Genomic DNA, 20943 nt, shown 5'->3' with positions numbered 1-20943 from the left:
ACGCGAAGGACCCCCACGGCAGTGCCGTGGGGGTCCTTCGACGTCGCGGCTGCTCCGACGCCGTAGGCCGAGGGTCAGGCGCCCTCGAGGATCGCGACGACGCCCTGGCCGCCGGCGGCGCAGATCGAGATGAGACCACGGCTGCCCGCGCCCTTCTCGTGCAGCAGCTTCGCGAGGTTGGCCACGATGCGGGCGCCGGTCGCCGCGAACGGGTGGGCCGCGGCGAGCGAGGAGCCCTTGACGTTGAGCTTGCTGCGGTCGATCGAGCCGAGCGGCACGTCGAGGCCGAGCTTCTGCTGGCAGAACTCGGCGTCCTCCCACGCGGCGAGCGTCGACAGCACCTGGCCGGCGAACGCCTCGTGGATCTCGTAGTAGTCGAAGTCCTGCAGCGTCAGGCCGTTGCGGGCGAGCATGCGCGGCACGGCGTAGGCGGGCGCCATCAGCAGGCCCTCGGCGCCGCTGACGTAGTCGACGGCAGCCGTCTCGTAGTCGACGAAGTAGGCGCGCTTGGTCCAGCCGCGACGCTCCGCCTCCTCCTCGGAGGCGAGCAGCGCCACCGAGGCGCCGTCGGACAGCGGCGTGGAGTTGCCGGCCGTCATGGTCGCCTCGTCGCCGAGCTGCTTGCCGAAGACGGGCTTGAGCTTGGCCAGCTTCTCGACCGTGGAGTCCGGGCGCAGGTGGTTGTCCTTCGTGACGCCGTGGAAGGGCGTGACGAGGTCGTCCTGCCAGCCCTCGTCCCAGGACTTCGCGAGGTTCTGGTGCGACAGCGCGGCGAGCTCGTCCTGCGCCTCGCGCGTGATGCCCCACGCGTGCGTGGTCAGGGCCTGGTGGTCACCCATCGACAGGCCGGTGCGCGGCTCGGCGTTGCGGGGCTGGTCGGGCGCGAGGTACGCCGGGCGCACCTTGGCCAGGGCGGCGAGCCGACCCTTGGTGTCCTTCGCGTTGTTGGCCTCGATGAGGATCTTGCGGAGCTTGTCGCCGATGGCCAGGGGCGCGTCCGACGTGGTGTCGGTGCCGCCGGCGATGCCGGACTCGATCTTGCCGAGCTGGATCTTGGCGGCGACCTGGAAGGCGGCCTGCAGACCGGTGCCGCAGGCCTGCTGGATGTCCTCGGCGGGCGTCTCGGGCGAGAGCGCGGAGCCGAGCACGACCTCGCGGGCGAGGTTGAAGTCGCGGCTGTGCTTGAGGACGGCACCGGCGACGAACTCGCCGACGCGCTCGCCCTCGAGGCCGTACCGGGCGACGAGGCCGTCGAGCGCCGCGGTGAGCATCTCCTGGTTGGACACGTTCTGGTAGACGGTGTTCGACCGGGCGAACGGGATGCGGTTGCCGCCGACGACGACGACCTTGCGGATGGACGGGCCGGTGGAGGCCTCGGTGGCCGCTGCGGCCTTCTTGGCCGGGGCCTTCGTCGCGGGGGCCTTCTTGGCGGCCGTCTTCTTCGCGGGGGTGTTCTCCGCCATGGCGCGGTGCTCCTTGCGCTTCGGGGTGGACGGGGTGGTCGGGTGGTGCCGAGCCACCGGGGTGGGTGCGACGATGGTGCCACGCGACGCGGTCCTCGGTCGCCTGCACGCCCGTGTGCGCCTCGCCACCCTCGGTGGACGTTGGTGTCACTCCAAGTTACAGTTTGGCTGCGAATCCAGATACCAATGGTATGCGAGAGATAGGACACACCCGGCGATGAGCGATCGTTACCAGGACCTGGCCCACAACCCGATCGGCAAGTTCCTCGTCAAGAACCTGGGGCTGCCCAACCCGCCGTACCTGGAGCGCTACGAGGGCGGACCGCTCGTCCGGGGCTCCGTGCTGACCGGCAGCGCCACCCCGGGCGACGTCGCGAAGGCCGTGACGGCCGCGCTCAAGGCGCTCAAGATCGAGGCGACCGGCGTCCCCGCCCAGGGCAAGCGCTACAAGGGTCTCGTCTTCGACGCGACCGGCATCGCCGACGCGGCCGGCCTCGTCGCCCTCCAGGAGTTCTTCACGCCGGTGCTGCGCCAGCTCCAGGGCAACGGTCGCGTCGTCGTGGTCGGGACCGTCCCCGAGCAGGCCGGCAGCGAGGGCGCTCGTGTGGCCCAGCGGGCCCTCGAGGGCTTCACCCGCTCGCTCGCCAAGGAGGTCGGCGGCGGCAGCACGGCCAACCTCGTCTACCTCGCCCCCGGCGCCGAGACGTCGCTCGCGTCGACCCTCGGCTTCTTCCTCTCCCCCAAGTCGGCCTACGTCTCCGGCCAGGTCGTGCGGATCGGCACCACCGGCATCACGTCGGTCACGGAGCCTGCGGACCTCGAGAAGCCGCTGGCCGGCAAGGTCGCCCTCGTCACCGGTGCCTCGCGTGGTCTGGGCGAGGCGGACATGCGCACCCTCGCCCGCGACGGCGCCACCGTCATCGGCCTCGACGTCCCGCCGCTGGAGGCCGACCTCAAGGCCCTCGCCGACGAGCTCGGCGGCGGCTACATCGTCGGCGACATCACCGCCGAGGACGCCCCCGCCACGATCGCGGCGTACGTCAAGGAGAACTACGGCTCCGTCGACGTCGTCGTGCACAACGCCGGCATCACGCGCGACAAGCGCCTGCGCAACATGAAGGCCGAGAACTGGCAGCTCGTCGTCGACATCTCCGTCGGTGCGCCGCAGCGGATCACGGACGAGCTCCTGGCCCAGGGCCTGATCAACGAGGGCGGCACGGTCATCGGCATCGCGTCGATCGCCGGCATCGCGGGCAACAACGGCCAGACCAACTACGCCTCCGCGAAGGCGGGCGTCATCGGCTGGATCCAGGCGCTCGCCGAGCGCGTGGCCGGCGACGGCATCACCGCCAACGTCGTGGCCCCCGGCTTCATGGAGACCGAGATGGTCAAGACCATCCCGCTCGGCATCCGCGAGGCCGGCCGACGCATGAACTCGATGTCGCAGGGCGGCCAGCCCGTCGACGTCGCCGAGGCCATCGCCTGGTTCGCCAACCCCGGCTCCGGCGCGGTCAGCGGCAACGTGCTCGGCGTCAACGGCCAGATGCTGCTGGGGGCGTCGTGACCACGAGGCAGTTCGAGGCGGCTCCGGCCACGCTGCCGCTCATGCTGAAGGCCGCGCTGCCCGCGCTGCCGGTGGTCGGCTCGCTCCCCGGCGTCAAGCACGCGTCGGGCACCGTGCCCGACCTCGTGCTCGAGCGCCGCGGCGTGAACACCGACCCGGCACACCTGGAGCGCTACCTCGAGGTCTGCGCGTTCCCGCGTGCCGAGCACCTGCCGGTCACGTACCCGCACATGGCCGCCTTCGGGCTGCACATGGCGCTCATGACCGACACGTCGTTCCCGTTCGCGCCGATGGGGCTGGTGCACCTGCGCAACCGCATCACGCAGCACCGTCCGATCGGCCTCGACGAGACGTTCGACGTGTCGGTGCACGCGGCCGACCTGCGCCCGCACCCGAAGGGCCGCCTCGTCGACGTGCTCACGACCGTCACGGTCGGCGAGGAGGTCGTCTGGGACGAGACCATGACGCTGTTCTCCCGGGGCCGCGGCGGCGACGCCGAGACCTCGACCCCGGTGCTCGACGGCGTCGAGGCCCCGCGGGGCGTCGTGCACTGGCGACTGGCCGGCAACCTGGGACGCCGCTACGGCGCCGTCTCCGGGGACCGCAACCCCATCCACCTCTACCCCGTCACCGCGAAGGCGTTCGGCTTCCCGACCAACATCGCGCACGGGATGTGGACCAAGGCGCGCAGCCTGGCGGCCCTGCAGAACCGACTGCCCGACGCCTTCACGGTCGACGTGGAGTTCAAGAAGCCCGTGCTGCTGCCGACCACCGTCGTCTTCGGGTCCGAGGCCTCCGAGGACGGCATCGTCTTCGGCGTCCGCGCCCAGAAGAAGGACGCGACGCACCTGGTGGGTCGGGTCAGCCACTGACGAGGTCGCGCACGTGACGTGATGCAGGTCTCGTCGTTGGTCCTCCCGGACCACCAGGAGGACCGATGACGAACCTGCTCACCCGCACCCTCGTGCTCGCCGTGTCCGCGGCGGCGTCGGTCACGACGCTCACGGCGCCGGCGAGCGCGGCCGCGGTGGCACCGCCGGCCTCGGCGACGACCGTCGCGGACGCCGCGCCGACGTCGGCGTGGAAGCCACGGCCCGAGCAGTACCCCGCGACCGTGACCCAGCAGGACCTCGCGATCCGCACGTCCGACGGGACCGTGCTGCGCGGCAACCTCATGCGACCCGTCGACGCCGCCGGGCGGCCGGTGACCCGCCGGCTCCCGGTCGTCGTCACCATCACCGCCTACAACAAGAACGTCCAGTCCCAGGCCGGCGGCCTCCTCGGGACCGACCCGAGCTATCTGGTCAAGCGCGGCTACCTGCACCTCACGGTCGACGCCCGCGGCACGGGCAGCTCCGACGGGACGTGGTGCGCCTTCTGCTCGCGCGAGGACCGCGACTTCGGCGAGGTCATGACCTGGGCCGCCGAGCAGCCGTGGAGCGACGGACGCACGGCCATGAACGGGCCCTCGTACATGGGCATCTCGCAGCTCTTCGCCGCCGCCGACCGACCGAAGGGGCTGCGGGCCATCTTCCCCCAGGTGCCCGGTGCCGACGTCTACCGCGACGTGGTCGCCTCGGGCGGCGCGCTCGACATCGGGTTCATCCCGCTCTGGATCGGCCTGGTGAACGGGACGTCGATCATCCCGCCGGCCCTCACCGCGACGGACCCCGGCACCGGCCTGGGCACCCTCGTGACCCACCTGGTCGGCAACGGCCTGTTCAGCACCAACCTCCTGCTGTCCGCGTTCACCGGCGGCGAACCCGCCTACGACGGCGCGTTCTACACGCGGCGCTCGCCCCTGCAGGTCGCGTCGCGCATCACCGTGCCCACGTTCTTCGTCGCGGGCCAGTACGACCTCTTCCAGCGCGGGACACCCCTCCTGTACGAGAACCTGCAGCGTCGGGGCGTCCCGACCCGCATGATCGTCGGCCCCTGGGACCACCTCCAGGGCTCCTCTGGCGCCGAGGTCGGCGACGCCGGGTACGGCAGCATCGAGGAGCTGCAGCTCCGCTGGTTCGACCACTACGTCAAGGGGCTGCCCGGCCAGCGGCTCGACGAGATCGCCGGTCTCAGCAGCTACGAGCAGGGCAGCGGCCGCTGGGTCCGCGGGACGGCGTGGATGCCGTCGACCCTCACCCCACGCACCTTCCGGCTCAGCGGAAGCGCCACGACGGCCGGCACCCCCGGCGGCCTCACCGCCGGGACGCCCCGCAGCGGCAGCACGACCGTGCCGACCATCCCCGTCCAGGGGCTCTGCACGCGGTCGGCGAACCAGTGGACCGCGGGCATCCTGCGCCAGGCGCTGCCCGACCTGCCGTGCTTCACGAACAACACGTTCAACGACAGCCTCGGCCCGGTGTTCGAGACGGCACCGCTCAAGGCCGACGTCGTCGTGCACGGACCGCTGAACGCGCGCCTCTACACGTCGTCCCCCGCCGGCGACGGGATGCTCTCGGTCACCGTCTCCGACGTCGCGCCCGACGGCACGGTGTCCCGCCTCACCGGCGGCTGGCAGGTGCTCTCGCACCGCGCACTCGACCGCTCACGCTCACGCTACGTCGGGACGACCCTGGTGCAGCCGTACCACCCGTTCACGCGGGCGGCGCAGGCTCCTCTGGCTGCCGGCCAGGTCGCGCCGGTCGACGTCGAGGTGTTCCCCACGCGCGCCCGCATCGCCCGGGGCCACCGGCTGCGCGTGTCGGTGCAGGGCTTCGACGTGCCGCACCTGCTGCCGACCCTCGGGTCGCTCCTGCCCGCGCTGGTGCCGATGACGGTCCTGACCGGACCGGAGCACCCGTCGTCCCTGTCCTTCGGCACGCCCTGACGAGCGGGGGCGTCAGTCGCGGGGCGTGACCCGCCGGATGAGGCCCTCCTGCGCGACGGTCGCGACGAGCGTGCCGTCCTCGGCGAACACCCGTGCCGTGCTGAGCCCGCGGGCACCCGACGCCGACGGCGACGTCTGGTCGTACAGCAGCCACTCGTCGGCGCTGATCGGACGGTGGAACCAGATCGTGTGGTCCAGCGACGCCGGCTGCACTCGCGGGGAGCTGATCAGCTCCCCGTGCGGCAGGAGGGCGACGCCGAGCAGGCTGAAGTCGCTGATGTACACGAACGCCGCCGTGTGGATGATCCGCGACGCCGGGAGCGTGCCATCGGCCCGGAACCACAGCCGCTGCACCGCCGGCACCGTCGCCCGGGTCGGGTCGTCCGCGGGACGGTTGTCGCCGATGTAGCGCAGGTCGAACGACGACCACTCCCGCTTCCACGACTCGACCTCCTGCGGCCGGACCTGGCGGATCACGTCGAGCAGCGGCACGGACTCCTCCGGCGACGGCACCTGCGGCATGACGTCCTGGTGGTCGAACCCGTCCTCCGTCCGCTGGAACGACGCGGTCATGTAGAAGATGTTCTCGCCGTGCTGGCGCGCCGCGATCCGCCGCGTCGTGAACGAGCCGCCGTCGCGCACGTTCTCCACGTCGTAGACGATCGGGATCGACGGGTCTCCGCCGAGCAGGAAGTAGGCGTGCAGCGAGTGGATGTGCCGATCCTCCGGCACCGTCAGCTGGGCCGCCGTCACGGCCTGCGCGGCCACCTGGCCGCCGAAGACCCGCTTGAGGCTGGACCCCTCCGGCTGACTGCCACGGAAGAGGCCGACCTCGAGAGGTTCGAGGTCCAGCAGGGTCACGAGCTCGTGGAGGGATGCAGGCACGCGCAGATCCTACCGATCCGCGAGGCCGCCCCGCGTGGGCCTGCAGGGGTCGAGAGCGGGCTCACACCGGGGTGGGTGCGGTGTGTCGTGGTGGTGGGGGTCTCGACCTGCTGGTGCTGCCTGCGGGTCTCGGGCTGTGGCTTCGGCACGGGGTGGACGCAGGATTCTGCGTTCGCGTGTCGGAGGGTCGAGGATGCTGCGTTGGCGACGAGATCCCGTCATGAACGCAGAAGCGTTTGGTCTCGAACGCGCGATTGCAGCATCGTTGCGCCCCGACGCCCGCTGTCGGTGGATGTCCAACCGCAGGAGCGATCCTGAGGGTGCCGATCCACCGATGGTGGGCGCGGGAGGGTCAGTCCTGGTCGTCCTTGCGCTGGCGAGCGAGGAACTGCTCGAACTGGTCGGCCAGCTCGTCGCCGCTCGGCAGGTCGCCGTCCTCGGCGAGCAGCGACTCGGCGGCGCCGCGGGTGAAGGCGTCGTACTGCTGCTCGAGGCCCGCGAGGACCTCGGCGCCGCCCTGGTCCTCGATCTGGCGCTCGATGTCGGCCACCGTCGCACCCTGCACGGCACGCAGGGGGTCGAGGTCGAGGTCGAGGCCCGTCCGGTCGAGCACGGCCTCGAGCAGCGCGAGCGCGGCGGGCGGGTAGTCGACCTGGGTCAGGTAGTGCGGCACGTGCGCGACGTAGCCGGCGCTGTCGAGGCCCCGCTGGGTCAGCCGGTACTCCAGCAGCGACTGTGCCGACGAGGGCACCCGCACCTCGGCCTGCCACAGGTTGGTGCGGTCGACGAGCTCCGGACGCGAGCCGTGCGCGGTGATCATGGTGGGCCGCGTGTGCGGCACGCCCATCGGCACGGCACCGAGGCCCAGGGTCAGGCTCACGTCGAGGTCCTCCACGACCTCCTGCACCCCGTCGACGAAGGACTCCCACCGGAAGTCCGGCTCCGGCCCGGTCAGCACCAGGTAGGGCGTGCCCGACCGGTCGTGCTCGCGGACGACGTCGAGCCGCGGCTCGTCGTAGTCGACGTAGTGGTCCTGGCGGAACGTGATGAACGGACGACGCGCGCGGTAGTCGTACAGCTCGTCGACGTCGAAGCTGCGGAGCACCTCGCCGCGTCCGGACAACAGGTGCTGCGCCGCGATGCGCGGCGCGCCGCCCGCGGTCAGGAACCCGTCGAGGGCATGGATGAGGACCGGGCCGTCGCCGGAGGGCGTCGGGTCGGTCGCGTCGTCTCGGTCACGTCGTGAGGGCCACTTCATCGTCAAGCCCTCAGACGTCCGCGTTGTTCCCGGTCAGCCGCAGCCAGGCGGCGTGGGTGTCGGCAGCGATGGCGTCCGGCGTCAGCCCGAGCCGCTCCAGGATGACCGGACGCTTCGCGTGGTCGAGGAACTCCTGGGCCACGCCGTGCACGCGGACCGGCACCTCGCTCTCGACGTCGCGCAGCGCCTGCGTGAACGCCGCCCCGACACCACCGGCGCGGCCGTTGTCCTCGACCGTCACGACGAGGCGGTGCTCGGCGGCGAGCCCGACGACGGCGGGGTCGAAGGGCTTGACCCAGCGCGGGTCGACGACCGTGACCCCCAGCCCCTGGGCCGACAGCCGCTCCGCCGCGGCGAGGCAGGTGGGCACCATCGAGCCGACCGCCAGCACGAGGACGTCCTGTCGGTCGCCACGCGCGAGCACGTCGCACGTGCCGACCGTGTCGATCGCCTCGACGTCGGCGGGCACGGCACCCTTCGCGAAGCGGACGACCGTCGGGGCGTCGTCGACGTCGACGGCCTCGCGCAGCAGCTCGCGCAGACGGGCTCCGTCGCGCGGCGCCGCCAGGCGGAGCCCGGGCACGAGCTGCAGCATCGACATGTCCCACATGCCGTTGTGGCTCGCGCCGTCGTCGCCGGTGACGCCCGCGCGGTCGAGCACGAAGGTGACGCCGCACCGGTGCAGCGCGACGTCGAGCAGCACCTGGTCGAACGCGCGGTTGAGGAAGGTCGCGTAGACGGCGACCACGGGGTGCAGCCCCGCCATCGCCATGCCGGCGGCGCTCGTCGCGGCGTGCTGCTCGGCGATGCCGACGTCGAAGACGCGGTCGGGGAACTTGTCGGCGAACGCGTCGAGCCCGACGGGGTAGAGCATCGCCGCGGTGATGCCGACGACGTCGGGACGCTCGTCGGCGATCCGGACGACCTCGTCGCGGAACACCGACGTCCACCCGGCCGGCGCGACCGAGACGGCGTCGCCCGTGGTGCGGTCGAACTGCGGAGCCTGGTGCATCTGGTCGTGCTCGTTCGCGACGGCGATGTCGTAGCCCTGGCCCTTGGTGGTCAGCACGTGCACGAGCACCGGACCGCCGAAGCGCTTCGCGTGCGCCAGGGCGGACTCGACGGCCTTGCGGTCGTGCCCGTCGACCGGACCGACGTACTTGAGGCCGAGGTCCTCGAACATGCCCTGCGGGGCGAGGACGTCCTTCAGGCCCTTCTTGATGGCGTGCAGGGCGTCGTAGGCGGCCGGACCGACCGAGCCGCCGCGGTTCAGCCGCTCGCGGATCGCGCCCAGCGCGGGCTCGTAGCGCGGGTTGGTACGGATGTCGGTGAGCCGGTTGGCGAGGCCGCCGACGGTCGGCTGGTAGGAGCGTCCGTTGTCGTTGACGACGATGACGACCCGCCGGTCCTGCGACGCGGCGATGTTGTTGATGGCCTCCCAGGCCATGCCGCCCGTCATGGCGCCGTCGCCGATCACCGCGACCACGTGGTCCTCGCGACCCAGCACCTGGTTGGCCCGTGCCATGCCCTCGGCGTAGGACAGGCTCGTGGACGCGTGGCTGTTCTCGACCCAGTCGTGCTCGGACTCCGCCCGGCTCGGGTAGCCCGAGAGGCCACCCTCCTGGCGCAGCGTGTCGAACGCGCCGGCCCGGCCCGTGACCATCTTGTGCACGTAGGCCTGGTGTCCCGTGTCCCAGACGATGCGGTCGCGCGGGGAGTCGAAGACGCGGTGCAGCGCGAGCGTCAGCTCGACGACACCGAGGTTCGGGCCCAGGTGCCCGGCGTGCGCCGCGACGGCGTCGATCGTGCGCTCACGGATCTCGTGGGCGAGGGTCTCGAGATCGGCGTCGGACATCGCCCGCAGGTCCGCCGGGCCGGTGATCTCGTCGAGCAACGCCATTCGGTCAGTCTAGCCAGCGGGCCTCACGCACGCCCGGCACCACCGTCAGGTGCGGTAACGACCGCGCAGGTGCGTCAGCGCGGGTCCGTCGCGCAGGTCCACGTCGTCGACGGTGCCCCGCAGCAGCAGGCCCCAGCCCTCGTGCGCGGGCTCGACGTCGTCGAGGCTGACCCCGACGCAGGCGACGGCGTCGTCGAGGCGCGGCCCCCAAGGACCGTCGCTCCACGACCCGATCGTGAACGGCCCGCCCGGTGCCGGCGCCGTCCCGGCGAACGCGTCGGCGAGGTACCCGTGGTCGGCCCCGAGCACGTTCACGCTCACCCGCGCGGGGCGCGCGTCCCAGAGGTCGGACTCCTCGTCCACCAGGGCCAGCACCCGGGCGGGATCGCCTGCGGCGAGCAGGAACGACGAGACGGTCAGCCCGACTCTCCCCCGCCCCTGGCCTGCCGTCCAGACCGTGACGGCCGCCGGCAGCCGCCCGCGCAGGCGTCGCAGCACATCCCGCTCCCCCTCGGGGGGCACGAAGGGGTGCTCGTCGTGGATCGTCACGCCGTCAGCCTAGGCAGACCCCGTCCGCGCGGCAGCGTGGCACGCCCGGCGAGAGACTCACCGGGGACGCGCGGTCTCGTGCTCGATGGTCGCGCGCGTGTCCTCCTCGACCGAGCGGCCCGTCAGCGTCCGCGCGCCCGGGACGCCACGGTCCTGGACGAGGTTCAGGGCCGGCACCCGGTCCTCGACGACGAACGTGGCCCGGGTGAACGCCTCCGCACCAGGTGTCCGGACCTGCGGCAGGCAGCGGAACTCCGCCGTCAGCTCCTCCGGCGTGATGCGGGTGCGGACGTAGCCGCGCAGGTTGTTCTGCAGCCTCAGGTGCGGGTTCCACCGCAGCCACGGGTGCGCGGTCAGGTCGCTGTCGGACCCGTTGCCGCCGGAGGTGACCGACGAGCACACCAGCTCGGTGCCGACGCTGCGCGACGTCGGGTCGTCGTAGTCGAGCTTCAGCTCCGAGGCCCAGTGCGCGTGCACGTCACCGGTGAGCACCACGGGGTTGCGGACCTGCGCGTCGACCCAGCCGCGGGTGATGCGGTCGCGCGACGCCTGGTAGCCGTCCCAGGCGTCCATCGACACCGTCTTCACCGGTCCGTCGGTGCTGTCGCGCTGGGCGAAGAACACCTGCTGGCCGATGACGTCCCACCGGGCCCGCGACCGGCGGAAGCCGTCGAGGAGCCAGCGCTCCTGCGCCGGCCCGACGATGGTGCGGCTCGGGTCGACCGCCGCCGGGCAGTCGGCCTTGTAGCCGTCGCCGCAGCCCTGGTCGTCGCGGAACTGCCGCGTGTCGAGCATGTGGAACGACGCGAGCGCACCCCAGTGCAGCCGACGGAAGAGCTGCAGGTGGTCGCCCCGCGGGATCGAGGAGCGCCGCAGCGGCATGTTCTCGTAGTAGGCGCGGAAGGCGGCGGCCCGTCGGGCGGCGAACCCGGGCTTCTCCGACAGGTTCTCGGGCGTGTCGCCGGCCCAGTTGTTGTCGACCTCGTGGTCGTCCCAGACGACCAGCCACGGGGCGGCTGCGTGGGCGGCCTGGAGGTCGGCGTCGGCCTTGTACTGGGCGTGCCGCTGGCGGTACGAGGCGAGGTCGACGGTCTCGGGACCCTCGTGGTCGCGCACGTTCCCGCCGGGTGCCACGTAGTCGCGCGCCGTGTACTCGTAGAGGTAGTCGCCGAGGTGGAGCACCAGGTCGGGCTGGTCGACGGCGATGTTGCGGTAGGCGCTGAAGAACCCGTGCTCGAGCTGGGCGCACGAGGCGAACGCCATCGTCATCGACGCGGGCAGGCTGCCCGGCGTGGGCGAGGTGCTCGTGCGGGCGGCCCGCGAGACGTGGCGTCCGGCCCGGAAGCGGTACCAGTACTCCCGGCCGGGCCGCAGCCCGTCGACCTCGACGTGCACGCTGTGGGCGTGCTGGGGCAGCGCGGTCACCCGCCCGCTGCGCACCACGCGCCGGAACCGGGAGTCGGACGCCACCTGCCAGGTGAGGGCGACAGGACGGTCGGGCATGCCGCCGCGGCCGTCGGCAGCGGTCGGGTCGAGCGCGAGCCGGGTCCAGAGCACGACCCCGTCGGGCACCGGGTCGCCGGACGCGACGCCGAGCGTGAAGGGGTCGTGGCGCAGGGTGTCGGCGTGACGACGTCGGTCCGCGGCGGCCCCCGAGGCCGTCGCTGGGACCAGGACGCCGCCGGCACCGACCGCCGCCGCGCCGACGGCGCCGCCCACGACGAGTCGTCGGCGCGTGGGGTCGGGGGCGGGCGTGGGGGTGGGTTCGGGCGTGTCAGTCATGGCCCCAGCCGACCGGTCGCGGGTGAACGCACGGCGACGCACGTGGGAGCGCCCGCGGAACGACCCCAGCCGGCCCGACGCGTGAGACACGTCACGCTGGACGCTTGACTTCGTTCGGACCCTGAACGAATATGGGTCCATGCCCCTCGCCCTCGGCGTCGACTCCTCGACGCAGTCCACGAAGGCCGTCCTCGTCGACGCCGACGACGGCACGGTCGTCGCGTCGCGCACGGCCCCGCACCCCGACGGCACCAGCGTCGACCCGCGCGCCTGGCTCGACGCGTTCGACGCCGCGGCCGGTCCCCTGCTCCCCCGCGCCGCCGCCGTGGCCGTCGGGGGCCAGCAGCACGGCATGGTGGCGCTGGACGCCGACGACGCGCCCGTGCACGACGCGCTCCTGTGGAACGACACCCGCTCCGCCGCGGCCGCCGCGACGCTGGTCGAGGAGCTGGGCGGACCGGCCGCCTGCGCCGAGGCCGTGGGCAGCGTGCTCGTGGCCTCCTTCACCGTCACGAAGCTGCGCTGGCTGCGCGACCACGAGCCCGACGCCGCGCGGCGCACCACACGTGTCCTGCTGCCCCACGACTACCTGTCGTGGCACGCCGGAGGGCGTCGCTCCGCCCCCGCCACGGACCGCGGCGACGCCTCGGGCACCGGCTACTACTCCCCCGCGGACGGGACCTACCGCGAGGACGTCCTCGAGCGGGCTCTCGGGCACCGGGCCGGACTGCCGCACGTCGCGGGCCCGAGCGAGCAGGTCGGCACCACCGAGCACGGCGCCGTCGTGGCTCCCGGGACGGGCGACAACATGGCCGCCGCCCTCGGGCTCGGGCTCGGGCCGGGCGACGTGTCGCTCTCGATCGGGACGTCCGGCGTGGCCGCGGCGGTCAGCGACTCCCCCGTCGTCGACCGCACCGGCGTCGTGACCGGCTTCGCCGACGCGACCGGGCGCTACCTGCCCATGGCCACGACGCTCAACGCCGCACGCATCCTCGACCTGCACGCACGGCTCCTCGGCGTCGACCACGACGAGCTCGCCGCTCTCGCCCTCGACTCCGTGCCGGGTGCCCACGGCCTCACCGTCAGCCCGTACTACGACGGCGAGCGCACCCCGAACCGGCCCGACGCCAGCGGCACCTGGGCCGGGCTCACCACGGCGACCAGCCGCGCCGACGTCGCCCGGGCCGCCGTCGAGGCGCTGCTGTGCTCCCTGGCCGACGCGCTCGACGCCGTGGCCCAGGGGCTCACCGGGGTCGACCGCGTGCTGCTCATCGGCGGCGGCGCCAAGAGCCCGGCCGTGCAGGCGCTCGCACCGGCCGTGCTGGGACGCGACGTCGTGCTGCCGGCCTCCGCCGAGTACGTCGCACTCGGCGCCGCCCGCCAGGCCGCGTGGACCCTGGCCGGCTCGGCCGAGCCGCCCGCGTGGCCGCTCGCCGGCACCCGGGTGCTGCGCGCCGACCCGACGCCCGCCGTCCGCGACGCGTACGCGGCCCTGCGCGACCGCGCCACCGCCCTCACCCCCTGACCCGTCCCCGCCAGCACCACCGACCACCTGCCCACACCCCGCACCACCCACCGAGAGGCGCACCATGTCCGTCCCCACCCCGACCCCCGCCGACAAGTTCTCCTTCGGCATCTGGACCGTCCAGTACGCCGGCCGCGACCCGTTCGGCGACCCGACGCGCGCGCCGATGGACCCGGTGCACGCGCTCGAGAAGCTCGCCGAGCTCGGCGCCTACGGCGTCAACTTCCACGACGACGACGTCGTGCCCTTCGGCTCCTCCACGAGCGAGCGCGACGCCATCCTCGACCGGTTCCGCCAGGGCCTCGCCGACACCGGCCTGGCCGTCACGACCGCCACCACCAACCTCTTCGGCCACCCCGTCTTCAAGGACGGCGGCTTCACGTCGAACGACCGCGCCGTGCGCCGCTTCGCGCTGCGCAAGGTGATGCGCAACATCGACCTCGCCGCCGAGCTCGGCGCGCAGGTCTACGTCTGCTGGGGCGGTCGCGAGGGCGCCGAGAGCGGCGCGGCGAAGGACGTGCAGGCCGCGCTGTCGCGCTACAAGGAGGGCTTCGACCTCCTGGGCCAGTACGTCGTGGACCAGGGCTACGACCTGCGCTTCGCGATCGAGCCCAAGCCGAACGAGCCCCGTGGCGACATCCTGCTCCCCACCATCGGCCACGCCCTCGCCTTCATCGACAGCCTCGAGCGTCCGGAGCTGGTCGGCGTGAACCCCGAGATCGGGCACGAGGAGATGGCCGGCCTGAACGCCGCCCACGGCTACGCGCAGGCGCTGTGGCACGGCAAGCTCTTCCACATCGACCTCAACGGCCAGACCGGGCCGCGCTACGACCAGGACTTCCGCTTCGGCGCCGGCAACGCCCGCGGCGCGTTCTGGGTCGTCGACACGCTGCTGCAGGGCGGCTACGACGGACCGGTGCACTTCGACTTCAAGACGCCGCGCACCGAGGACGAGGACGGCGTGTGGACGGCCGCGGCCGCGTGCATGACGAACTACCTGGTGCTGCGCGACAAGGCACTCGCCTTCCGCGCCGACCCCGACGTGCAGGAGGCGCTCGCCGCGTCGCGCGTGGGTGAGCTGGCCACGCCGACCCTCGCCGAGGGCGAGACCTGGCAGGACCTGCAGGCCGCGCCGGAGGAGGATCCCGAGACCCTCGGGGCCCGCGGCATGGCCTTCGAGCGCCTCGACCAGCTCGCGCTCGAGCACCTCTACGGGGTGCGCTGAGCATGCCCCCCGCCGCCCCCGACCAGCTGCGTCGCGCCAACACGGCCCTCGTGCTGCGCACGCTGCGTGACCAGGGCCCCGGCAGCCGGTCGGCGCTCGCACGTCGCACCGGGCTGGCCAAGGCCACGGTGGGGGCGATCGTGGGCGAGCTCGCCGAGCACGCCGTCGTCGTCGAGGGCGAGGCCTCCTCGCAGGGCCGGGGTCGGCCGTCGACCCCGGTCGGGCTGGTCGCCGGCAGCGTGCTGGGCCTCGGGCTGGAGGTGAACGTCGACTACGTGGCGGCGGCGCTCGTCGACCTCGCCGGGTCGCACGTGCTCACCACGACGCGCGAGGTGCCGCAGGGCGACGACGCGCTCGACGTGCTGGAGGGTCTCGCGCTGGAGGTCCGGCGCGAGGCCCCCGGTCGCATCGTCGGTGCGCACCTCGCCGTCCCCGGCCTCGTCGAGCGCGACCACGCGACCGTCCGGCTCGCGCCCAACCTGGGCTGGACGGACACCCGGCCCGGCGACCGGCTCGCCGACGCGCTCGGCCTGCCCGTGCAGGTCGACAACGACGCCAACCTCGCCGCGGTCGCCGAGGCCACCCACGGCGCGGCGCGTGGCACGGCGTCGTCGCTGTACATCACCGGAACCGTCGGCATCGGCGGCGGCATCGTGCAGGACGGGCGGCTCGTCCGCGGCTCCGGGTTCGCCGGCGAGGTCGGGCACATGCCGGTCGGCCAGCCGGACCGGCGGTGCGCGTGCGGCCGGCTCGGCTGCTGGGAGGCGACCGTCGGTCTGCGGCCGACGCTGGCCGCCGTCGACGTGACCGGCGAGGGCACGCCCATGGAACGCGCCACGCAGGTCGCCGACCGCGCGTCGACCGACCCCGCCGCCGCCGACGTCCTCAGGTCGCTGGCCACCGACCTCGGCCGCGGCCTGGCCGCCCTGTGCACGGTGCTCGACCCGGAGACCGTGGTGCTGGGCGGCTACTTCCAGCCGCTGGCGCCGTGGATCCTCGACGACGCCGAGGCCACGCTCGCCGACCGGCTGCCGTCGGCGGACGCGCACCGACCCACGCTCCGCGTCGGCGAGCTCGGCATCGAGGCCGCCGCCCTGGGCGCGGCGGAGCAGGCGCTGGCCGACGTGCTCAGCGGCGTCGCCGCGCTCTGAACGCTCGCGGGCTCAGGCGACGACGAGCGCCGACTCGACGTCGAGCTGGGCCTGCGCCAGGCAGCTGACCGGGTCGGCGAGCAGGCGGCCGAAGGCCGTCTCGGCCGCACCGAGCAGCACCGCGTCGGGGCCGAGACCGGGCAGCGCGACCCGCACGAGCTCCTGCGGAGCGACGAGCGCGGCGTCGCGGAGGGTCTGGTCGACCTCCTCGCGCACGAGCGGGTAGAGCGAGCGGAGGAACCCACCGAGCACGATGACCTGCGGGTTGAGCAGGTTGACGACGTTCGCGAGGCCGCGGCCCAGGAGCCGCCCCACCTCGCGCAGGTCCTCGTCGGCGGTCGTGAGGCCGTCGAGCACCTCGTCGAGCGACGCGACCCGGTCCGCCGGGCACCCGATGGCCTCCGCGATGGCGTGCGCACCGACCTGCGTCTCCCAGCATCCGCGGTTGCCGCAGTGGCACTCGCGACCCTGCGGGTCGATCGACAGGTGCCCGATCTCCCCCGCGTACCCGCCTGCGCCGACGAGCCGGTGCCCGCCCACGATCACACCGGCTCCGACGCCGACCTCGCCCGAGAGGTACACGAGGTCGGCCACGTCGACGCCGGCACCACGAAGATGCTCCGAGAGCGCGCCGAGGTCGGCGTCGTTGCCCACCTCGACCGGAGCGATCCGGCCGAGGCGCTCCGACAGGATCGCGCTGAACGGCACGTCGACCCAGCCGAGGTTGGGGGCGAGCCGCACCAGGCCGTCCGACCGGCGCACCACGCCGGGGACGGCCATGCCGACGCCGACGAGCGCGCTGCTCGGGGCGGCGTCGCGCACCACGAGGCGCAGCATCGCGTGGATGGCGTCGGCGACCGCGTACGGGTCGCGCGAGGCCGGGATCGGGCCGGTGGCCCGGGCGAGCACGGTGCCGCCCAGGCCGACACGTGCCACGGCCAGGCCGTCGACCCGCACGTCGACGGCCAGCACGTGGGCACCGTCCGCTGTCGGGACGACGTCGGGCGAGGGGCGGCCGGCGCCGTTGCGCACGGCCGCCGACCGCACCTGCTCGGCCAGGCCGATGGACTCCAGCTCGCTCACGAGCCCCGCGATCGTGCTGCGGTTCAGGCCCATGTGCGTGGTGAGGTCCGCGCGGGACACCCGACCCCGCAGGTGCACCTGCCCGAGCAGCGTGCCCAGGTTGTGCCGTCTCACGGCCTCCTGGTTGGTACCCGCCCCCCCGCGGGCCCGCGTCTGCATGGTCGGCTCAGCTCACGCCCGACGCCGACCGGCGTCGGCGCGACAGGGCGTCGACGCTGGCGGCGAGCAGCAGCACGCCTCCCGTGACGACGTAGTTGATCCAGCTGGCCTGGTTGAGCAGGCCGAGACCGTTGGCAATCGTCGCGATCACGACACCGCCGATGACGCCGTCGCGCGCCTTGCCCTTGCCGCCGAAGAGGCTGGTGCCGCCGATGACCGCGGCGCCGACCGCGTACAGCAGCGTGTTGCCGCCACCGGAGGAGGGCGAGACCTTGCCCGCGTACGACGCGGCGATGATGCCGCTGATCGCCGCCGTGGAGGTGCAGATGACGAACACGGAGATGCGGATGCGGTCGACGTTGATGCCGGCCCGTCGTGCGGCCTCGCGGTTGCCGCCGACGGCGTACACGTGGCGTCCGTAGCGCGTGCGGCTGAGCAGGAAGGTGAAGAGCACCAGCAGCGCGCCCACCACGAGCAGCACGTACGGCACGCCCTGGATCGGGAAGTTCGGGTTCCGGCTGCGGTCGACGTTGAGCAGGGCCGTGAGGCCCAGGACGACGACGGCCAGGCCGGCGATCTTGACGACGATCAGGCTGAGCGGCTGGTGCGCGAGCCCGCGTCGGACCTGGGTGCGGTGGCGCAGCAGCGCGAGGGCCGCGAACAGGACGACCACGGCGACCGCGACGATCCAGCCGACGGTGACGGGCACGTTCTTGATGGTGATGCCGCGCAGGACCGGGTCGGCCACGCGGACCGAGCCGCCCTGGCCGATCATCTTGAGCAGCACGCCCTGCAGGGCCAGGAAGAAGGCCAGCGTGACGACGAAGCTGGGGATGCCGAGCTTGGCGACCAGCGCGCCGATGAACGCGCCGAGCACCATGCCGACGACGAGCGCGCCGACCACGGCGACGTACCAGGGCAGCCCGTGGTCGTCGATGACGAGCGCCGCGACCGCGGCCCCGACCGCGCCCGCGACGCCCGCGGACAGGTCGATGTCGCCGAGCAGCAGCACCGGGATGAGGGCCATGGCCAGCACGCAGATCGCGCCGGCCTGCGTGATGAGGTTCGCGATGTTCAGCGCGGTGAGGAACGTGTCGCTGAGCGAGCCGAAGACGACGAAGAGGACGACGAGCCCCAGCGTCGCGGGCAGGGCGCCCATGTCGCCGCCGCGCAGGCGGTTGAGGTAGGCCTGCCAGGCCTCGCCGAGCGTCGTCGTCTGGCGCGCGTCGATCGCGAAGTCGGAGTCGGCGAGTCCGCTGCCGACGTTCTGGGCGGGCTGGGTGCCCGTGGATGACGTGGTCATGGTGCCTCTCAGACGGATGCGAGCCCGAGGTCGCCCGAGCGACCCGCGGTGATGAGCTCGACGACCTGGGTGTTGGTGACGTCCTTCGTGGCGACGTCGGCGGCCACGCGGCCGAGGTACAGGGTGGTGATGCGGTCGGCGACCTCGAAGACGTCGACCATGTTGTGGGAGATCAGCACGACGCCGAGTCCCTGGTCGGCGAGGCGGCGGACGAGGTCGAGGACCTGACGGGTCTGGGCGACGCCGAGGGCCGCGGTGGGCTCGTCGAGCAGCACGACCTTGGAGTTCCAGAGCACCGACTTCGCGATGGCGACGGTCTGGCGCTGGCCGCCGGACAGGCTGGCGACGCTCTGGCGCACCGACTTCACGGTGCGCACGGACAGCGACGCGAGCGTCTCGCGGGCGCGGGCCTCCATGGTGGCCTCGTCGAGCTGGGGGCCCTTCATGAGCTCGCGGCCGAGGAACATGTTCTCGACGATGTCGAGGTTGTCGCAGAGGGCGAGGTCCTGGTAGACGACCTCGATGCCGAGGTCGGCGGCGTCGCGGGGGCCGTGGATGTCGACCGGCTCGCCCTCGAAGTAGCGCTGGCCCGTGTCGGCGGAGTAGATGCCGGCAATGGTCTTGACGAGCGTCGACTTGCCGGCGCCGTTGTCGCCGACGAGCGCCGTGACCTGGCCGGGGTAGACGGCGAAGTCGACGTCGTGCAGGACGTGGACGGCGCCGAAGCTCTTGTTGATGCCGCGCAGCTCCAGCAGCGGGGTGGTGGTCATGGGGGTGTCTCCAGGGAGTCGCAGGAGGGCGGTCGGACGGTGCGGGCGCGGACGCGCCCAGCGTGACTCCCGCGGGGGACGGTCTGGCAGGACCGTCCCCCGCGGGACGTCGGGGTGGACGTCAGCTGATGCCGGCGTCCGCGCAGAGCTTCGCGAAGTCGTTGGCGCAGAGGTCGTCCTTGCTGACGCCTCCGTCGTCGACGACGTCCTTGACGTTGTCCTTCGTGATGGACTGCGGGGTCAGGAGGATCGAGGGAACCTCACGCTTGCCCTCGGAGTCCTCGGTGGTGCCGTTGGTCTCGGCCTTGTCGCCCTTGGCGAGCGCGATGGCCGCCTTGGCGAGCGCGCCGGCCTCCTGGGTGGCCGACTTGTACACCGACATGCACTGGTCGCCCTTGAGGATGTTCTGCAGGCCCTCGACCGTGGCGTCCTGGCCGGTGACGGGCACCTTGCCCTCCTGGCCGTTCTTCTGGAGGATCGAGATGACCGAGCCGGCGAGGCCGTCGTTGGCCGCGTAGACGCCCTGGACGTCGCCGTCGACCTTCGTGTACAGCTGCTCGAAGATCGTGACGGCCTGCTCGTTGTCCCAGTCCGGGACGGCCTGCTCGCCGACGTTCTTGTACTTGCTGTTCTTGTCGAGGACGCTGTGCGCACCCTGGGAGAACAGCGTCGCGTTGTTGTCGGTGGGCGAGCCGTTCAGGTAGATGATGTTGGCGTCCTTGTCACCGAGGCACTGCTCGAGACCCTGGCCCTGCAGCTCGCCGACCTTGGTGTTGTCGAACGAGACGTAGTAGTCGGCCGAGCCGCCCAGCGTGAGCCGGTCGTAGTCGATCGTCTTGACGCCCTGCTGCGCGGCCTTCTCCTCGATGGAGGCGCCGGAGTCGGAGTCGAGGTTGACGATCGCGAGGACGGTGACGCCGTCGGCGATCATGCTGTCGGCGATGGTGGCCATCTTGTCGGCGTCGCCCTCGGCGTTCTGGATCTCGTACTTGACGCCGGCCTCCTTGAAGGCCTTCTCGAGCGCGGGACGGTCGGCCGACTCCCAGCGCACCGAGGACTTGGTGTCGGGGAGGATGACGCCGATCTTGCCCTCGTCACCCTTGCTGTCGCCGCCGTCGTTCCCCGAGTCGCTGCTGCCGCAGGCGCTCAGCATGAGCGTGGCACCCATGAGCCCGGCCAGCACCAGATTGCGCGTCCGCTTCACACGAACCGCCTCCTTGATTCATCTCGCGCGACACGGAGACGACATCTGATCGACACCCGGACGCAATTGTTGTTTGCGTGAACCTATCGCGTGATCGGGGTCACGTCCAGCACCTTGGAGCAATAAGGTGTCGCGGACAACGAATTTCTTCCGTGGGTCGGCACCGGGGCGCTCCTCCCCCGCCCGCTGGACGGTCCACCGGGGGGCGGGTTGGCGACGCACGATGCTGCGTTCGCGCGTCCCGGGCGGTGGATCTGCCACCTTCTGAGCGCTGTTCAGGTGGCAGATCCACCGC

16 protein-coding genes are annotated in these 20943 nt (G+C 72.7%); 6 read left to right on the top strand and 10 right to left on the bottom strand.

Going from position 1 to position 20943, the window contains the following annotated elements; genetic code table 11:
• Positions 1-74 precede the first annotated feature (74 nt).
• Positions 75-1463, bottom strand: coding sequence for an acetyl-CoA C-acetyltransferase (locus AC3WRM_RS16875; RefSeq protein ID WP_492249712.1), 1389 nt, complete (start codon positions 1461-1463; stop codon positions 75-77).
• Positions 1464-1680: 217 nt separating this feature from the next.
• Between AC3WRM_RS16875 and AC3WRM_RS16870 the strand changes: the two genes are divergently transcribed.
• The 3 genes from AC3WRM_RS16870 to AC3WRM_RS16860 all read left to right on the top strand — a co-directional run bounded on the left by AC3WRM_RS16870 (position 1681) and on the right by AC3WRM_RS16860 (position 5854).
• Positions 1681-3027, top strand: a complete 1347-nt coding sequence (locus AC3WRM_RS16870; RefSeq protein ID WP_492249711.1) for a 3-oxoacyl-ACP reductase — start codon at positions 1681-1683, stop codon at positions 3025-3027.
• The gene (locus tag AC3WRM_RS16865; protein ID WP_492249710.1) at positions 3024-3899 is read left to right on the top strand and encodes a MaoC family dehydratase; all 876 of its coding nucleotides are present in this window, start codon (positions 3024-3026) and stop codon (positions 3897-3899) included. Before AC3WRM_RS16870 ends, AC3WRM_RS16865 begins: the two co-directional genes overlap by 4 nt.
• A 65-nt stretch (positions 3900-3964) precedes the next feature.
• Positions 3965-5854 carry a CocE/NonD family hydrolase gene (locus tag AC3WRM_RS16860; RefSeq protein ID WP_492249709.1) on the top strand — a complete coding sequence of 630 codons (1890 nt, stop codon included), beginning with the start codon at positions 3965-3967 and terminating at the stop codon, positions 5852-5854.
• Between the two features lie 12 nt (positions 5855-5866).
• Here AC3WRM_RS16860 and AC3WRM_RS16855 read toward each other — a convergent pair whose 3' ends face one another.
• The 5 genes from AC3WRM_RS16855 to AC3WRM_RS16835 all read right to left on the bottom strand — a co-directional run bounded on the left by AC3WRM_RS16855 (position 5867) and on the right by AC3WRM_RS16835 (position 12228).
• Entirely contained in the window at positions 5867-6739 is an 873-nt protein-coding gene (locus AC3WRM_RS16855) for an acyl-CoA thioesterase (RefSeq protein WP_492249708.1), read from the bottom strand.
• A 352-nt stretch (positions 6740-7091) separates the two neighbouring features.
• Positions 7092-7997, bottom strand: a complete 906-nt coding sequence (locus AC3WRM_RS16850) for a PAC2 family protein (protein ID WP_067857765.1) — start codon at positions 7995-7997, stop codon at positions 7092-7094.
• A gap of 10 nt (positions 7998-8007) precedes the next feature.
• Complete coding sequence (dxs, locus tag AC3WRM_RS16845) at positions 8008-9897, bottom strand: 1-deoxy-D-xylulose-5-phosphate synthase (RefSeq protein WP_492249707.1); 1890 nt, start codon at positions 9895-9897, stop codon at positions 8008-8010.
• Positions 9898-9942: 45 nt separating this feature from the next.
• Positions 9943-10446 carry a flavin reductase family protein gene (locus AC3WRM_RS16840; RefSeq protein WP_492249706.1) on the bottom strand — a complete coding sequence of 168 codons (504 nt, stop codon included), beginning with the start codon at positions 10444-10446 and terminating at the stop codon, positions 9943-9945.
• Positions 10447-10503: 57 nt separating this feature from the next.
• Positions 10504-12228, bottom strand: coding sequence for an alkaline phosphatase D family protein (locus AC3WRM_RS16835; protein ID WP_492249705.1), 1725 nt, complete (start codon positions 12226-12228; stop codon positions 10504-10506).
• Between the two features lie 139 nt (positions 12229-12367).
• Between AC3WRM_RS16835 and xylB the strand changes: the two genes are divergently transcribed.
• The 3 genes from xylB (at position 12368) to AC3WRM_RS16820 (ending at position 16129) form a co-directional block, all read left to right on the top strand.
• The gene (xylB, locus tag AC3WRM_RS16830) at positions 12368-13753 is read left to right on the top strand and encodes a xylulokinase (RefSeq protein WP_492249704.1); all 1386 of its coding nucleotides are present in this window, start codon (positions 12368-12370) and stop codon (positions 13751-13753) included.
• Positions 13754-13817: 64 nt separating this feature from the next.
• Positions 13818-14978, top strand: coding sequence for a xylose isomerase (gene xylA, locus AC3WRM_RS16825; protein ID WP_492249703.1), 1161 nt, complete (start codon positions 13818-13820; stop codon positions 14976-14978).
• Between the two features lie 2 nt (positions 14979-14980).
• Positions 14981-16129: an ROK family protein gene (locus AC3WRM_RS16820; RefSeq protein ID WP_492249702.1), complete on the top strand. Its 1149-nt coding sequence runs from the start codon at positions 14981-14983 to the stop codon at positions 16127-16129.
• Between the two features lie 12 nt (positions 16130-16141).
• On the opposite strand, the gene AC3WRM_RS16815 is transcribed toward AC3WRM_RS16820, so the two are convergent.
• The 4 genes from AC3WRM_RS16815 to AC3WRM_RS16800 all read right to left on the bottom strand — a co-directional run bounded on the left by AC3WRM_RS16815 (position 16142) and on the right by AC3WRM_RS16800 (position 20648).
• Complete coding sequence (locus AC3WRM_RS16815) at positions 16142-17326, bottom strand: ROK family protein (RefSeq protein ID WP_492249701.1); 1185 nt, start codon at positions 17324-17326, stop codon at positions 16142-16144.
• 52 nt (positions 17327-17378) lie between these two features.
• The gene (locus AC3WRM_RS16810) at positions 17379-18674 is read right to left on the bottom strand and encodes a sugar ABC transporter permease (protein WP_492249700.1); all 1296 of its coding nucleotides are present in this window, start codon (positions 18672-18674) and stop codon (positions 17379-17381) included.
• Between the two features lie 8 nt (positions 18675-18682).
• Positions 18683-19444, bottom strand: a complete 762-nt coding sequence (locus AC3WRM_RS16805; RefSeq protein ID WP_492249699.1) for an ATP-binding cassette domain-containing protein — start codon at positions 19442-19444, stop codon at positions 18683-18685.
• Positions 19445-19565: 121 nt separating this feature from the next.
• Positions 19566-20648, bottom strand: a complete 1083-nt coding sequence (locus tag AC3WRM_RS16800; RefSeq protein WP_492249698.1) for a sugar ABC transporter substrate-binding protein — start codon at positions 20646-20648, stop codon at positions 19566-19568.
• Between the last annotated feature and the right edge of the window lie 295 nt (positions 20649-20943).

Source organism: Aeromicrobium sp. EU05-FHT14F07 (assembly GCF_058790455.1).
Note: the sequence above shows the minus strand (reverse complement) of the source record. Positions and strands in the feature narration are given on the sequence as shown.